The 15059-nt window shown below is 69.8% G+C and carries 15 protein-coding genes; 6 read left to right on the top strand and 9 right to left on the bottom strand.

Features of this window, described 5'->3' with window-relative positions:
• Nucleotides 1-321: 321 nt before the first annotated feature.
• The 3 genes from N4G70_RS21565 to N4G70_RS21555 all read right to left on the bottom strand — a co-directional run bounded on the left by N4G70_RS21565 (nucleotide 322) and on the right by N4G70_RS21555 (nucleotide 3237).
• Entirely contained in the window at nucleotides 322-2022 is a 1701-nt protein-coding gene (locus N4G70_RS21565; RefSeq protein WP_261714317.1) for a methylmalonyl-CoA mutase, read from the bottom strand.
• A gap of 95 nt (nucleotides 2023-2117) precedes the next feature.
• Complete coding sequence (locus N4G70_RS21560; protein ID WP_261714316.1) at nucleotides 2118-2456, bottom strand: DUF3817 domain-containing protein; 339 nt, start codon at nucleotides 2454-2456, stop codon at nucleotides 2118-2120.
• A 274-nt stretch (nucleotides 2457-2730) separates the two neighbouring features.
• A complete protein-coding gene (locus tag N4G70_RS21555) occupies nucleotides 2731-3237 on the bottom strand; it encodes a MarR family winged helix-turn-helix transcriptional regulator (RefSeq protein WP_261714315.1) in 507 nt (168 codons plus the stop codon).
• A gap of 177 nt (nucleotides 3238-3414) precedes the next feature.
• On the opposite strand from N4G70_RS21555, the gene N4G70_RS21550 reads away from it, so the two are divergent.
• Complete coding sequence (locus tag N4G70_RS21550; protein ID WP_261714314.1) at nucleotides 3415-4443, top strand: glycoside hydrolase family 6 protein; 1029 nt, start codon at nucleotides 3415-3417, stop codon at nucleotides 4441-4443.
• A gap of 4 nt (nucleotides 4444-4447) precedes the next feature.
• Here N4G70_RS21550 and N4G70_RS21545 read toward each other — a convergent pair whose 3' ends face one another.
• The 4 genes from N4G70_RS21545 to N4G70_RS21530 all read right to left on the bottom strand — a co-directional run bounded on the left by N4G70_RS21545 (nucleotide 4448) and on the right by N4G70_RS21530 (nucleotide 9058).
• Nucleotides 4448-6403 carry a kelch motif-containing protein gene (locus N4G70_RS21545; RefSeq protein ID WP_261714313.1) on the bottom strand — a complete coding sequence of 652 codons (1956 nt, stop codon included), beginning with the start codon at nucleotides 6401-6403 and terminating at the stop codon, nucleotides 4448-4450.
• A 3-nt stretch (nucleotides 6404-6406) separates the two neighbouring features.
• Nucleotides 6407-8173, bottom strand: coding sequence for a cellulose synthase catalytic subunit (locus tag N4G70_RS21540; protein WP_261714460.1), 1767 nt, complete (start codon nucleotides 8171-8173; stop codon nucleotides 6407-6409).
• A gap of 250 nt (nucleotides 8174-8423) precedes the next feature.
• A complete protein-coding gene (locus N4G70_RS21535) occupies nucleotides 8424-8717 on the bottom strand; it encodes an MTH1187 family thiamine-binding protein (RefSeq protein ID WP_261714312.1) in 294 nt (97 codons plus the stop codon).
• Nucleotides 8714-9058 (bottom strand): DUF3817 domain-containing protein, encoded by a 345-nt coding sequence (locus N4G70_RS21530; protein ID WP_261714311.1) that lies wholly within the window; start codon nucleotides 9056-9058, stop codon nucleotides 8714-8716. Before N4G70_RS21530 ends, N4G70_RS21535 begins: the two co-directional genes overlap by 4 nt.
• 161 nt (nucleotides 9059-9219) lie before the next feature.
• Here N4G70_RS21530 and N4G70_RS21525 point away from each other — a divergent pair, with 161 nt between their 5' ends.
• From N4G70_RS21525 to N4G70_RS21510, 4 genes are all read left to right on the top strand, one after another.
• Nucleotides 9220-9852 (top strand): AIM24 family protein, encoded by a 633-nt coding sequence (locus N4G70_RS21525; RefSeq protein WP_261714459.1) that lies wholly within the window; start codon nucleotides 9220-9222, stop codon nucleotides 9850-9852.
• Nucleotides 9852-10502 carry an AIM24 family protein gene (locus tag N4G70_RS21520; protein WP_261714310.1) on the top strand — a complete coding sequence of 217 codons (651 nt, stop codon included), beginning with the start codon at nucleotides 9852-9854 and terminating at the stop codon, nucleotides 10500-10502. Before N4G70_RS21525 ends, N4G70_RS21520 begins: the two co-directional genes overlap by 1 nt.
• The gene (locus tag N4G70_RS21515; RefSeq protein ID WP_261714309.1) at nucleotides 10499-11275 is read left to right on the top strand and encodes an AIM24 family protein; all 777 of its coding nucleotides are present in this window, start codon (nucleotides 10499-10501) and stop codon (nucleotides 11273-11275) included. Before N4G70_RS21520 ends, N4G70_RS21515 begins: the two co-directional genes overlap by 4 nt.
• A 141-nt stretch (nucleotides 11276-11416) precedes the next feature.
• Nucleotides 11417-11893: a MarR family winged helix-turn-helix transcriptional regulator gene (locus tag N4G70_RS21510; protein ID WP_261714308.1), complete on the top strand. Its 477-nt coding sequence runs from the start codon at nucleotides 11417-11419 to the stop codon at nucleotides 11891-11893.
• A 246-nt stretch (nucleotides 11894-12139) separates the two neighbouring features.
• Here N4G70_RS21510 and meaB read toward each other — a convergent pair whose 3' ends face one another.
• Both meaB and N4G70_RS21495 read right to left on the bottom strand, forming a co-directional pair.
• Nucleotides 12140-13099, bottom strand: coding sequence for a methylmalonyl Co-A mutase-associated GTPase MeaB (meaB, locus tag N4G70_RS21500; protein ID WP_261714307.1), 960 nt, complete (start codon nucleotides 13097-13099; stop codon nucleotides 12140-12142).
• 54 nt (nucleotides 13100-13153) lie between these two features.
• Nucleotides 13154-14356 carry an acetyl-CoA C-acetyltransferase gene (locus N4G70_RS21495; RefSeq protein ID WP_261714306.1) on the bottom strand — a complete coding sequence of 401 codons (1203 nt, stop codon included), beginning with the start codon at nucleotides 14354-14356 and terminating at the stop codon, nucleotides 13154-13156.
• 149 nt (nucleotides 14357-14505) lie between these two features.
• On the opposite strand from N4G70_RS21495, the gene mce reads away from it, so the two are divergent.
• The gene (gene mce, locus N4G70_RS21490) at nucleotides 14506-14946 is read left to right on the top strand and encodes a methylmalonyl-CoA epimerase (RefSeq protein ID WP_261714305.1); all 441 of its coding nucleotides are present in this window, start codon (nucleotides 14506-14508) and stop codon (nucleotides 14944-14946) included.
• Nucleotides 14947-15059 lie beyond the last annotated feature (113 nt).

Genomic DNA, 15059 nt, shown 5'->3' with positions numbered 1-15059 from the left:
GTCCTCAAACGCCGGACAGGCTGAGGTTGCCCGATGCGGGCCAGCACCAGTACCGCCAGGGGCGCGAGGAACTGCGCGACCAGCCAGGCAGGACTCGCACCCGAAAGCCGACCCACCTGGGGCTCCGCCCCAGACCCCGATCGCGCCTGAACGGCGCTCGTCCTCAAACGCCGGACGGGCTAAGGTGCCCCGATGCAGGCCAGCACCGAATAGCTAGGGGCGCGGGGAACTGCGCGAAAAGCGACCACGGTCCGCACGCGACCGGGGGTTTTGGGGGCGCGGGGAACTGCGCGAGGGGGGCCGCGCCCCAGTGCCGCGGGGTTAGAAGCCGGGCGGCTCCGTGTACGTGCCCCACTCCTCGCGGAGCACCCCGCAGATCTCCCCCAGCGTCGCCTCCGCCCGCACCGCGTCCAGCATGGGCGCGATCATGTTCGAGCCGTCCCGCGCCGCCGCCAGCATCGCGTCCAGCGCCGCCGACACCGCCGCGTCGTCGCGCCGCGACTTGCGCGCGGCCAGCTCGCGCACCTGCTCGCGCTCCACCTCGTGGCTGACCCGCAGGATCTCCAGGTCACCGGTGACAGAACCGTGGTGGCAGTTGACGCCCACCACCCGCTTGTCGCCCTTCTCCAGGGACTGCTGGTAGCGGAAGGCGGACTCCGCGATCTCCCCGGTGAACCAGCCGTCCTCGATGCCGCGCAGGATGCCGGAGGTGATGGGGCCGATGGGGTGCTGCCCGTCGGGGTGGGCCCGGGTGCCGCGCTCCCGGATCTGGTCGAAGATCTTCTCCGCGTCCGCCTCGATGCGGTCGGTGAGCTGCTCGACGTACCAGGAACCGCCCAGCGGGTCGGCGACGTTGGCGACGCCGGTCTCCTCCATCAGGACCTGCTGCGTGCGCAGCGCGATCTCCGCGGCCTGCTCGGAGGGGAGCGCGAGGGTCTCGTCGAGGGCGTTGGTGTGCAGGGAGTTGGTGCCGCCGAGCACCGCCGCGAGCGCCTCGACGGCGGTGCGTACGACGTTGTTGTACGGCTGCTGCGCGGTCAGCGACACCCCGGCGGTCTGGGTGTGGAAGCGCAGCCACTGCGCCTTGTCCGACTGCGCGCCGTACACCTCCTTCATCCAGCGGGCCCAAATACGCCGCGCCGCGCGGAACTTGGCGATCTCCTCGAAGAAGTCGACGTGCGCGTCGAAGAAGAAGGACAGGCCGGGCGCGAAGACGTCGACGTCCAGGCCGCGGCTGAGGCCGAGCTCGACGTAGCCGAAGCCGTCGGCGAGGGTGTACGCCAGCTCCTGCGCGGCCGTCGCCCCGGCCTCGCGGATGTGGTAGCCGGAGACGGACAACGGCTTGTAGTCGGGGATGCCCTTGGCGCAGTGCTCCATCAGGTCGCCGATGAGGCGCAGGTGCGGCTCGGGCTGGAAGAGCCACTCCTTCTGGGCGATGTACTCCTTGAAGATGTCCGTCTGGAGCGTGCCGTTGAGGACGCCCGGGTCGACGCCCTGACGCTCGGCGGCGACCAGGTACATGCAGAAGACGGGGACGGCCGGACCACTGATGGTCATGGACGTCGTCACGTCACCGAGCGGGATGTCCTGGAACAGGACCTCCATGTCGGCGGCCGAGTCGATGGCGACGCCGCAGTGGCCGACCTCGCCGAGCGAGCGGGGGTCGTCGGAGTCGCGGCCCATGAGGGTCGGCATGTCGAAGGCGACGCTCAGGCCGCCGCCACCGGCGGCCAGGATCATCTTGTAGCGCTCGTTGGTCTGCTCGGCGTTGCCGAACCCGGCGAACTGCCGGATCGTCCAGGTGCGCCCCCGGTAGCCGGTCGGGTACAGGCCGCGGGTGAAGGGGTACTCGCCGGGCCAGCCGATCCGCTCGAACCCGTCATAGGTGTCGCCGGGCCGGGGCCCGTACGCGGGGTCGACCGGGTCCCCGGAGAGTGTGGTGAAGTCCGCGTCGCGCTTGCGGGCCTTGTCGTAACGGGCCTGCCAGCGGCGGCGGCCTTCCTCGATCGCGTCAGCGTCCATGGCTCAAATTTACTTGGACGTCCTAGTAAATGTCGATGGCCGACCGCCACGCGTTGTGCTCGCGCGGCGGTGGGTCGTGCGGTGACGCGGTGGGGTCAGGCGTTGGCGCCGGCCGGGACGGTGCCCATGACCTTCGGCTCCAGCTCCTTGGAGACCTTGCGCTCCACGAAGAAGGCGGCGGTGGGGATCGTGCCGGCGATCAGCACCCACAGCTGCTTGCCGACCGGCCACTTCGCCTTGGAGCCCAGGTCGAAGGCGAAGACGAGGTAGATCACGTACAGCCAGCCGTGGGCGATGCCGATGATCTTGGTGAAGTCCGCGGCGCCGTTCATGTCGAGGATGTACTTCGCGATCACGCCGAGGGTCAGCAGGACCAGCAGGACGCCGGTGACGTACGCCATGACGCGGTAGCGGGTCAGCACGCTCTTTTTCATGCCGCCGAGCCTAACCGGACATGCCGGGCGATCTTCCCTCGGCCCCCCGGGGCTCCGCCCCAGACCCCGTTCGCGCCTAAAGGGCGCTCGTCCTCAAACGCCGGACGGGCTGAAATGCCCCGAGGCGGGCCAGCACCAGTACTGCTAAGGGGCGCGGGGAACTGCGCGAGAAGCGGGCACGGTCCGCAGGCCGAAGAGGGTTTCAGGGGCGCGGGGAACTGCGCGAGCAACTCCGCACGGTCCGCGGCCAAAAAGGGGGTCGGGAGCGCGAGGGCTAGTCCTCGAAGTCGTTCGCCGCCACCCTCAGCGGCCGCAGCATCGCGAAAATCTCCCCGCACTCCTCCGCGTCGTAGACGCCGAGCCCGAACTCCATCGCCATCAGATCCCGCGTGGCCCGCTCCACCACCTCGCGCCCCTTGTCCGTGATGGACGCCAGCGTGCCGCGGCCGTCGTTCGGGTTGGGGCGCTTGTCGACGAGGCCCGACTTCACGAGGCGGTCGACCGTGTTGGTGACCGAGGTCGGGTGGACCATCAGCCGCTCGCCGATCTTGGACATCGGCAGCTCCCCCTCCTTGGAGAAGGTGAGCAGCACCAGCGCCTCGTACCGCGCGAAGGTGAGCCCGTACGGCTTGACCACCGCGTCGACCTCGGCCAGCAGGATCTGGTGTGCCCGCATGATCGAGGTGATCGCCCCCATCGAGGGCACGGGTCCCCAGCGCTGCTGCCAGAGTTCGTCGGCTCGGGCGATGGGGTCGAAGGGCAGGCTGAGCGGCTTGGGCACCCGTCGACCTTACCCACTGGTCACATGCCGGTCAGCCCCGTCTCGAAGTTCGGTACCCCGGCGCCGGCGGCCGCGTGATCGGCGGGTGCCGCCCGGCACGGCGTTCCCCGGCGCGGAGCGGGGGATATGTGAGGCTTGGCCGGTTGCGTCCTGCTCTCGCGACCCCGAAGGGGCCCGATGTCCCGGTACCGAACGCTCCTCGCCGCCGTTCCGCTCACCGCCCTGCTGGTCACCGCCGTCGCGGGCTGCTCGTCCGGTGCGGGCCCCGGCGAGGGCTCCGTGGTGCGGGGCTCGGCCCCGGCCGGATCCGCGCCCGCGCCCGCGCCGGGCGCCCCCTTCTGGGTCGACCCGGAGAGCGACGCCGCCCGGCAGATCAAGCTCTGGCAGGGCCAGGGCCGTACCGCCGACGCGCAGGTGCTCCGGCGGATCGCCGAGCGGCCGGTGGCCATCTGGCCGTCCGGGGACGACCCGCGGCCCGGGATCCGCAAGGCCGTCGAGGGCGCGGTCAAGGAGAAGCGGACCTCGCTGTTCGTGGCGTACGACATTCCGCACCGCGACTGCGGCAAGTACTCGGCGGGCGGGGCGAACGGCGCCGAGGGCTACCGCGCCTGGTTCGGGATGTTCGCCGAGGCGATCGGCGACGCACCGGCGCTCGTGGTCCTGGAGCCCGACGCGGTCGCCCACGTGGTCGACGGGTGCACGACACCCGAGCATCACGACGAGCGCTATCAGCTGCTCGGCGAGGCGATCGAGCGCCTCAAGAGGCTGCCGCGCACCAAGGTCTATCTCGACGCCGGGAACCCGTCCTGGATCCCCGATCCCCACAGCCTCGTCGAGCCGCTGCGGCGGGCCGGCGTCGAGCAGGCCGACGGGTTCGCGCTGAACGTCTCCAACTTCCAGACCAACGCGGCGGTACGGGCGTACGGGGCGAAGGTCTCCCAGGGTCTGGGCGGCAAGCACTTCGTCATGGACACCAGCCGCAACGGCGAGGGCCCGCTGCTCGACGACCGCGACCAGGCCTGGTGCAATCCCCCGGGCCGCTCGCTCGGAGCCCCGCCGTCGGTGAGCACCGGGGATCCGCTCGTCGACGCGTATCTGTGGATCAAGCGGCCGGGCGACTCGGACGGGCCCTGCCGCGGGGGCCCGTCCGCCGGAACCTGGTGGCCGGAGTACGCGCTCGGGCTCGCCCGGCGCGCGCGGCCCTGAGGGCTCAGTCCACCCGCAGCCACTTCGCCTCGGACGGGGTGTTCTCGGCGTCGGAGACGAAGACCATGTACCAGCCGGGCGGGACCAGGGCGTGGTCCTTGGGGACGGTGATGGTGACCGAGCTCTTGTCCTTGGTCAGGCCCAGTTCGATCGAGCGCTGCTCGACGTCGGTGGTGTGCGTGACCGCGCTCGGCCGCATCAGCCGCGCCTTGACGACGCGCTCGGGGTGGTCGGTCTTGAAGGTCGCGCGACCGTCGGCGGCCGCGGCCTCGGGGCCGTCGCCGAGCGCGGGGCGCTTGTCCTTGTCGCGGTAGAGGTAGGGCGGCGTGTAGATCTCCATGCGCTGCTCGAACTTGCCGGGTTTGGTGTTGTCCCGGTCGCCGAAGAGCGAGTCGGAGCCGAAGGTGGCGACCCGGCCGTCGGGCAGCAGCAGCGCCTCGGAGTGGTAGTTGCGTCCGATGGTGGGGTCGGCCGCCTCGCGGAAGGCGTTCGCCTTCGGGTCGTAGAACTGGGCGCTGAGGAGGTTGGAGCCGCCCCGGCCCCGGTAGTCGGAGGAGCCGCCGGTGGTGAAGACCGAGTCGTCCGGCATGAGCACACTGTTCAAGTAGCGGGTGCCCTGCGGGAGTTCGGGGCCCGAGGTGAACGCGGGGTTGTTCTGCTTCAGGTCCACCACGGCGGTGCGCGGTGTGGCCTTCTTGGACTCGCCGACGCCGCCGCCGCCCAGGAGCATGAAGCGCTGGTCCTGCGCGGGTGGCAGCAGCAGCGAACTGGCCGTCTCCAGCTGGTCCGCGGCGCTCAGGCCGCCGATCTTGGTGAAGGTGTTCTTCTCGACGTCCCACAGGCCCGGCTCGCGGCCCTTGTCGGCGGGCCCGTACCCGGCGTTCGCGCCCGAGTAGAAGAGCTTTCCGCCCTTGGTGAGGAACAGCGAGGGGTAGGTCGGGAAGTAGCGGAAGGGACCCTTGGACCACTTCTTCGACTTCGGGTCGTAGATCTCGTTGTCGCCCTGGATGATGGCGCCCACGTCGTCGAGGCCGGAGACGGCGAGCACCCTGCCGTCCTGGAGGGTGGTGAGCGTCGGGTACCAGCGGGCCTCCTTCATGGGGGTCACGGGTATGTACTTCTCGGCCTTCGGGTCGAACTCGTACGCCGCCCGGATCCCCTGGTAGTCCTGCTTCTCCAGGGTGATCTTCTCGGCGAGCCCGTACACGTTGTCGGCGTCCTTGCCGGTCAGGCCCTCGACCTCGTACTGCGCCTGGTCGGTGGCGACCGACTGGGGGCCCTCGTCGACCGCTTCGACGAAGACCCGCGCCTCGGCGGCGGTGGTCTTGGTCTTCCACGGCTTCATCTGCCCGGACGCGTAGTACGAGATCTCGAACTCGCGCTTGGCGCGGGGCACGGTGACGTCGAACTTCGAGACGTACTCCACGCCCGAGGGCGAGCGGAATCTGGTGCCCTTCTTGAGGGTGACGGGCTTGTTGGGGTCCTCGTTCTTGACCCGCATGCCGCCGCCGGCCCGCTTCACCTCGCCGTCCAGGACCTCGTAGCGGGCCGTTCCGCCCGCCACCAGGAGCTTGCCGTCCGGGAGCTGGGCGTGGCCGCCGCAGAAAAAGTCCTCGGGGGTGGGGATCTTCTTGAAGGAGTTGTCCTTCGGGTTCCACAGCACGGTGTCGAAGGTGCCCGCGTCGAAATGGGTCTGCTTGTTGCCGGAGCCCGCGATGATGAGCACCTTGCCGGTGTGCAGCAGCGCCGCGTGGATGGCGTTGGTGCGGTACTCCTTGGGGATGTCGACGCCGTGCCAGGCGCCGTACTGGCGCATGTACTCGGGCTGGGCGATCTCGTAGGCGTGGTACTGCGCGGTGGCGAAGGAGACGGCCGCGGGTGCGTTGAGCCCCGCGAGGACCACGACGGCGCCGCCGCCCAGCAGGGTCTTCTTCGTCCTCTTCGAGGGCCGGAAGGGCATGGCTCAGTTCCCTCCTGTCGTCGTGGCGACGGCGGGTTCCGCCTCACCGGTCGCCTTGGGCTGCGGGGCGGCGGGCTTCACCGTGCCGCGGGTCGCCGCGCGTGCGCGCACCGCGGTCCAGGCCCAGATGGCCGCCGGGGCCAGCGCGATGCACAGGGCGAGCACGGCCCAGGTGCGCATCGCGGCGTGGGTGTGGCCGTAGCGCACGGAGGCGACCAGCGAGCAGGCGAGCACGGCCGCCCAGAACAGATGGATCCGGAAGGTCCACAGCCGGTCGGGGCTGGCCTGGCCGCCCTTGGGCGTGACGACGAACCGGCCGCGGGTGCGCAGCAGGGCCGAGCCGAGCGACTTGAGGTAGATGGGCGCCGAGAGCGCCGACATGCCCATGCCCGCGAGGCCGCCCGAGCCCTCGGGTTCGTGGGGCGAGACGTTGTGCCGCCGGTTCCACAGGTACAGGCCGATCTGGAGGGCGGCCGCGTCGCTGTAGAGCATCAGCCAGACGGAGGCGGTGACCTCGGTGCCGGAGGCTCCGAACCAGAGGAAGAGGACGCAACTCACGATCCCCAGAAGCCAGTTGACGGCCGTCATGGGGTAGTACACGAGCATCAGGGTGTACGAGAGCAGCCGGCCGGGCGGCATGGTGAAGGGTGCCTTCCAGTACTGCTTGAACAGCGTCTCGTAGGTGCCGCGCGACCAGCGCATCTGCTGGGTGAAGAAGTCGGTCCAGGAGGCCGGGCCCTCGCCGACGGCCAGCACGTCCGGGGTGTACACGGAGCGCCAGTGGTGTCCTGTCCTCGGGTTCTTGTGCCGGTGCAGTTCGAAGCCGGTGGCCATGTCCTCGGTGATCGAGTCGTACAGGCCGCCGATCTGGCGCAGGGCCGCGATCCGCACCACGTTGTTGGTGCCGACGAACATCGGGGCGCGGTAGCGGTTGCCGGCCCGCTGGATCAGCGCGTGGAAGAGGAACTGCTGGGACTCGGCTGCCTTGGTGACCGGCGAGTCGTAGTTCCCGTACACCTGCGGTCCGACGACGAAGGCGACGTCGGGGTCGCGGAAGTAACCCATCATCCGCTCCAGGAAGTTGGGGAGCGGGGCGTGGTCGGTGTCGACGGAGGCGAAGAAGTCGTAGCCGCCGCCGTGCATCGCGATCCACGCGTTGTAGTTGCCGTGCTTGGTGCGGGCCTTGTGGGCGCCCTTCTCGCGGTTCCACTCGGGGACGCCCTTGCGGGTGAAGTGGCGTACGCCGAGTTCCGCGCAGAGCGCCTTGGCCCGTTCGTCGTCGCCCTCGTCCAGGAGCCAGATGTCCAGGGGCCCGGTGTGGGTGAGCCGGACGGCCGCCTCCAGGGTTCCCCGCACCATGGATATGGGTTCCTTGCCCGGTACGTACGTGGTGAGGAAGGCGACCCGGGTGCCCTCTTCGGGGGTGACCGGGACGGGGTCGCGGGCGACCAGCGTGGCGTGGGCCACCGAGGCGACGTTGGCGACCATGAAGAGCTCGATCAGAGCGATCGACACCAGCATCGCGATGTCGAGGTCGATCAGCCAGCGGTCGCCGCCCTCGCGCTCGACCCAGTGGGTGGGCCAGACGAGATAGACGAGGAGCAGGCCGGTGAGTATGGGGGCCAGGGTCATCAGGAGCACGGCGCGTATGCGGTGCGGTTCCTGGGAGAGCAGACTCCGGTACTGGACCCGGTAGGGCTTGGCGCCCGGCTCTGTCAGGGGTCCGGCCAGTCGGCTGTGGGTGTCGTAGTCATAGCCCTCCGGACGCACGGTGCCCTCCAGCTTGTCGTCGAGCAGGGTTTTTGCACGGGGTGATATCCCCACAAAAGTGGAGAAAGCCCGGCGTGTCGACTGGAGTACTCCGAGTGAGCGGTTCTACGGTGGACGGCTTTGGTGGCCGGGAGCGGCCCCTCGCGCCCGGGTTCCGGGCGGGTTGCGGCCGGGTTCCGGACGCGCGAGAGCCCCCGGCCGGGGTGGGCCGGGGGCTCTCGGGTGCGTTCGGTCGTCCAGGGGTGGCCGGTCAGGCCGACAGGTGGCGCTCCACCGTCTCGACCTTGGACGTCAGGCCGTCCGTGACGCCGGGGCGGATGTCCGCCTTGAGGACGAGCGAGACGCGGTTGCAGCGGGCCTCGACGGCGGCCACCGCACGCTTCACGACGTCCATCACCTCGTCCCACTCCCCCTCGATGGAGGTGAACATGGCGTCCGTGCGGTTGGGCAGACCCGACTCGCGCACCACCCGGACCGCGTCCGCCACGTACTCGCCCACGTCCTCACCGACGCCGAGCGGACTGACCGAGAAGGCGACGATCACGCGTTGACCACGCCTTCCTTGCGGGCGCGGGTGGCGATCACCGCGTCGTCCAGCTCGCGCCGGATCTTGCGCTCGGCGTAGAAGCCGCCGAAGGGCAGCACCGCGAGCACGAAGTAGAGCACGCCGGTCTTCGCCGACCACTTGGTGCGGTTCCACGCGTCCAGCCAGAAGATCACGTACAGCGTGAACAGGATGCCGTGGACCATGCCCATCACCATGACCCCGTCGAACGAGGTGGTGCGCTTGAGCAGGGAGCACACCAGCAGGATCGGGAACGAGATGGCCTCGGGGAGCGAGATCAGTCGGAGTCGATGCAGGGCGGAGGCTGTCTTGAGGTCCACGGGCGGGGCACCTTCGCTGGGAGGGGCGGGCGGCAGTGATCGTCAGGCGCGATCGTTCGGCAGCGATCTTTGTGAACGCATGCACAAACGTTCCCCATTCTGACATCGCACCCTTGCCCCTGTCGGGGCGGGTCCCCGGCAGCTAACGTCGGGCCGTGGCAATGTTCCGACTCCAGGGCAGCAAGGTGCTCGCCGTCGACATGACGGGCGACGCAGTGAAAGCGAAGAACGGCTCGATGGTCGCCTACGACGGCCAGATGGCGTTCAAGAAGATGTCCGGCGGCGGTGAGGGTCTGCGCGGCATGGTGACCCGCCGCCTCACCGGCGAACAGATGACCGTGATGGAGGTGAAGGGACACGGCACGTGCTACTTCGCCGACCGCGCGAGCGAGATCAACCTCGTCAGCCTCCAGGGCGACAAGCTCTTCGTCGAGTCGAGCAATCTGCTCGCCACCGACGCCGGGCTGCGCACCGGCACCACCTTCACCGGCCTGCGGGGCGCGAGCCAGGGCAACGGCCTGTTCACCACGACCATCGAGGGCCACGGGCAGGCCGCGATCATGTCGGACGGGCCTGCCGTGGTGCTGCGGGTCAGCGCCCAGTACCCGCTGTCCGTCGACCCCGGCGCGTACATCGCGCACCAGGGCAACCTCCAGCAGCACTTCCAGTCCGGGGTGACCTTCCGCACCTTCCTCGGCGAGGGCTCGGGCGAGGCGTTCCAGATCCGGTTCGAGGGCGAGGGCCTGGTGTACGTGCAGCCGAGCGAGCGCAACACGATCGGCGGGGACGTCTGATGCCCTTCCGCGAGATCAACTCGAAGATGGTCGAGGCGACGGTGGAGCCCGGCCGGAAGATGTTCAGCCAGCGCGGCGCGATGCTCGCCTACAAGGGCGAGGTGTCCTTCACCCCCAACATCCAGGGCGGCCAGGGCGGTTTGATGTCGATGATCGGCCGCCGGGTGGCCAACGAGGCGACCCCGCTGATGACGGTCGAGGGCAGCGGGACCGTGATGTTCGGCCACGGCGGCCACCACATCCAGGTCATCAACCTGCAGGGCGACACCCTGTACGTCGAGGCCGACCGTCTGCTCGCCTTCGACGGCACCCTCCAGCAGGGCACCATGTTCATGGGCTCGCAGGGCGGCGTGATGGGCATGGTGCGCGGCCAGGTGACCGGCCAGGGCCTGTTCACCACCACCCTCAAGGGCCACGGCGCGGTCGCGGTGATGGCACACGGCGGCGTGATCGAGCTTCCGATCACCCCGCAGCGCCCGGTCCATGTCGACCCCCAGGCCTACGTCGCCCACCACGGCGACGTGCGCAACAAGCTCTCGACCGCGCTCGGCTGGCGCGACATGGTGGGCCGGGGCTCCGGCGAGGCCTTCCAGCTCGAACTGTCCGGCCAGGGTTCGGTGTACGTACAGGCCTCGGAGGACAAGCTGTGACCGCCCCGGTGATCTTCGATCCCCACTCGTTGCCGTCCGACGACAACGTCAACAAGTACACCTTCTGCGTGGAGCTCAAATCGAGCCAGTGGTTCCTGCAGAAGGGCAAGATGATCGCCTACTACGGGCGGATCGAGTTCAACGGCATCGGCCACGGCCGGCTCGACCGGCTGCTGCGCACCAGCTTCCACTCGCCGCTGCACGCGAGCGACTGGGTGGTGGCGGACGGCAGCGGCAAGATGCTGCTCGCGGACCGCGCCTTCGACGTCAACAGCTACGACCTGGACGACGGCAATCTGACGATCCGCTCCGGCAACCTGCTGGCCTACCAGCCCACGCTGGCCCTGAAGCAGTCGATCGTGCCGGGCTTCTTGACCCTGATCGGCACCGGCAAGTTCGTCGCGGCCTCCAACGGTCCGGTCGTCTTCATGGAGCCGCCGATCCGGGTGGACCCGCAGGCACTGGTCGGCTGGGCGGACTGCCCCTCCCCCTGTCACCACTACGACCACGGGTACATGACGGGCGTCCTGGGCGGAATCCGGTCACTCACCGGGCTCGGCGGAACGTCCGGCGAGGAGCACCAGTTCGAGTTCGTGGGGGCGGGTACGGTGCTGCTCCAGTCCACCGAGGTCCTCATGGCGGAGCAGGCGACCGGGCAGGTCGCCAACGAGCCCGGGGTGCCGGGCGGCGGCCAGGGCGGGCCGGGCCAGGCCGCGGCGGGACCGCGCCTTCCCGGCCAGCTGGGTGACCTCCAGCGTCGCTTCGGCCTGTGAGCGGTAGTCTGCGGAGTGTGACGTCGAACGTCTGAGCCCCTCGGGGCGGGCGGTGCGCGCGCCATGCGCGACCGCCCGACGTGCCGGGCGTCACACTCCCGGACTTTGTTCAGAATTCAACTTCTTAGGTAGAATCCACATATGGAGACCGAGACGGCCACGAACTGGCTGAGCGACGACGAGCAGTGCGCCTGGCGCACCTATCTGGACGTCAACAGGATGCTGACGTACCAGTTGGAGAAGGATCTGCAGCCGTTCGGCCTGACCAACAACGACTACGAGATCCTGGTGAACCTCTCGGAGTCGGCGGACAAGCGGATGCGGATGAGCGACCTCGCGGCCGCCACCCTCCAGTCCAAGAGCCGCCTCTCGCACCAGATCACCCGCATGGAGAACGCGGGTCTGGTCCGGCGCGAGAACTGCGAGTCTGACCGGCGCGGGCTGTACGCCGTCCTGACCGAGCAGGGCACGGACACCATGGAGAAGGTCGCCCCGCACCATGTGGCGTCCGTCCGGCGCCACTTCATCGACCTGCTGTCGAGCGAGGCGCTGGCCGATCTGCGCGAGTCCCTCGGGCCGGTCGCCGAGCATCTGCGCGGACACCGCGGAAAGATCTGACGGCGAACGCCGAACACGGCGCGGGCACTCCCGCGAGCACGAAGCACAGGGCGACGGGCCGCCTCCCCACCAGCAGACCCGCCGCGGCGCCGGCACCCGAACTCCCGGCGTTCACCGCGGTGTTGACCCACGCCCCGGCCCGGGTACGGGCGGCACCTACGCGCGGAGCAGGAGCATGCCCAGCACGCCAACAGCCCCGGTACCCACCCAACGAGCGGATTTTCCGGGGCTGTTGAGAGAACGCGGCTAAGCGGTCTCGGTGAGGCTCGACACCAGCTCGTCGGCGGCCGCGTACGGGTCGAGCTCGCCGTCCACGATGCGCTGGGCCAGCGCGTCCAGGCGGCGGTCGCCGTGCAGGGAGCCGATGCGCTCGCGCAGCGCGGTGACGGCGATGGTCTCGACCTCGCGGGCCGCGCGGGCCCGGCGGCGCTCCGCGAGGACGCCGTGCTCGGCCATCCACGCGTGGTGCTTCTCCAGCGCCTCCAGGACCTCGTCGATGCCCTCGCCGCGTGCGGCCACCGTCTTGACGATGGGCGGCCGCCAGTCGCCGGGGCCGCGCGATTCGCCCAGGCCCAGCATGTGGTTGAGCTCGCGGGCGGTGGCGTCCGCGCCGTCCCGGTCGGCCTTGTTGACGACGTACACGTCACCGATTTCGAGGATGCCGGCCTTGGCCGCCTGGATGCCGTCGCCCATGCCGGGCGCGAGCAGCACCACCGAGGTGTCGGCCTGGGAGGCGATCTCCACCTCGGACTGTCCCACGCCCACCGTCTCGACCAGGATCACCTCGCAGCCCGCCGCGTCCAGGACCCGGATCGCCTGGGGCGCGGCCCAGGCGAGGCCGCCCAGGTGGCCCCGGGTCGCCATCGAGCGGATGTAGACGCCCGGGTCGGAGGCGTGGTCCGACATCCGGACGCGGTCGCCGAGCAGGGCCCCGCCCGAGAAGGGCGAGGACGGGTCGACGGCGAGCACGCCGACCCGCTTCCCGGCCCTGCGGTAGGCGGAGACCAGGGCGGAGGTGGAGGTCGACTTGCCGACACCGGGCGAGCCGGTGAGCCCCACGACGTACGCGTTGCCCGCCAGCGGGGCCAGCGCCGCCATGACCTCGCGCAGCTGCGGGGAGGCTCCCTCGACCAGCGAGATCAGCCGGGCGACGGCCCGGGGCCGGCCTTCTCGGGCCTGGGCCACCAGTTCGGGGACATCCACCATTGCCGCTCCGTTCAGTCGCGTACGCACCGCAGGGATCAGGGGGTCGTTCCGGGACTACTTACCCGGGACGCGCACGATCAGGGCGTCGCCCTGGCCGCCGCCGCCGCACAGGGCCGCCGCGCCCACACCGCCGCCGCGGCGCTTCAGTTCGAGGGCCAGGTGCAGCACGACGCGGGCGCCGGACATGCCGATGGGGTGGCCGAGCGCGATGGCGCCGCCGTTGACGTTCACCTTTTCCGGGGACACCCCGAGGTCCTTCATCGACTGCACGGCGACCGCCGCGAAGGCCTCGTTGATCTCGATCAGGTCGAGGTCCTCGACCGTGATGCCCTCCTTGCCGACCGCGTGCTTGATCGCGTTCGACGGCTGGGACTGGAGCGAGTTGTCCGGGCCCGCCACGTTGCCGTGGGCGCCGATCTCGGCGATCCACTCCAGGCCGAGCTCCTCGGCCTTGGCCTTGGACATGACGACGACCGCGGCCGCGCCGTCCGAGATCTGCGAGGAGGTGCCGGCCGTGATGGTGCCGTCCTTGGCGAAGGCCGGACGCAGTCCGCCGAGCGTCTCCACGGTGGTGTCGGGGCGGATGCCCTCGTCCTTGGCGAACAGGACCGGGCCGCCCTTGCGCTGCGGGATCTCGACCGGGGTGATCTCGGCCTCGAAGATGCCGTTCTTCTGCGCGGTCGCGGCGCGCTGGTGCGAGAGGGCGCCGATCTCGTCCTGCTCGGCGCGGGCGATGCCGAGGCGGGTGTTGTGCTTCTCCGTCGACTCACCCATGGGGATGGACTCGAAGGGGTCGGTCAGACCGTCGTGCGCCATGGAGTCGAGCATCTCGATCGCGCCGTACTTGAAGCCCTCGCGGGACTTCGGCAGCACGTGCGGGGCGTTGGTCATGGACTCCTGGCCGCCGGCGACCACGATGTCGAACTCACCGGCGCGGATCAGCTGGTCGGCGAGGGCGATCGCGTCCAGGCCCGACAGGCAGACCTTGTTGATGGTGAGCGCGGGCACGTTCATCGGGATGCCGGCCTTGACCGCGGCCTGGCGGGCGGGGATCTGGCCGGCCCCGCCCGTGAGCACCTGACCCATGATCACGTACTGCACCTGGTCGCCCCCGATGCCGGCCCGGTCCAGTGCCGCCTTGATGGCGAAGCCGCCGAGGTCCGCGCCGGAGAAGGACTTGAGGGAGCCGAGCAGGCGGCCCATGGGCGTACGGGCGCCCGCGACGATCACTGAGGTGGTACCGGTCGTTCCAGACATGAGGCACGGCCCTTAGGGAGGTGAGATGTGAACGAGGGTTTACTTCGAGTGCGTCGAATGTACTGAGCGGTACTGCCCCACGTCACCGGTCGGCCGGTGTGATGGCGCGCACGTTGCGTAACCGCCCCTGGTAGCGCTGCACTGGAGGCATGCTGACGCGAATCGACCACATCGGGATCGCCTGTTTCGACCTCGACAGGACCGTCGAGTTCTACCGTGCCACCTACGGATTCGAGGTGTTCCACACCGAGGTCAACGAAGAGCAGGGCGTGCGCGAGGCCATGCTCAAGATCAACGAGACCTCCGACGGCGGAGCCTCCTACCTCCAGCTCCTCGAACCCACCCGCGAGGACTCCGCGGTCGGCAAGTGGCTGGCCAAGAACGGCGAGGGTGTCCACCACATCGCCTTCGGCACCGGGGACGTCACCGCCGACTCCGAGGCCATCCGCGACAAGGGCGTACGGGTCCTCTACGACCAGCCGCGGACCGGCTCGATGGGCTCGCAGATCACCTTCCTGCACCCCAAGGACTGCCACGGCGTGCTCACCGAACTCGTCACTTCCGCACCCACGGGCGCAGACGACCACTGAGCCCACACAGTGGAGGCCGGACCTCCGGATACTCGGCCCGGTACAGTGGGCGGTTCCGGGCCGGGGTCGGGTCGGGGCCTGGGACCCACGCCCCTGTTTTGATCTGACACCAT

It is taken from the genome of Streptomyces sp. ASQP_92 (assembly GCF_025399895.1).
Lineage (GTDB): Bacteria > Actinomycetota > Actinomycetes > Streptomycetales > Streptomycetaceae > Streptomyces.
Note: the sequence above shows the minus strand (reverse complement) of the source record. Positions and strands in the feature narration are given on the sequence as shown.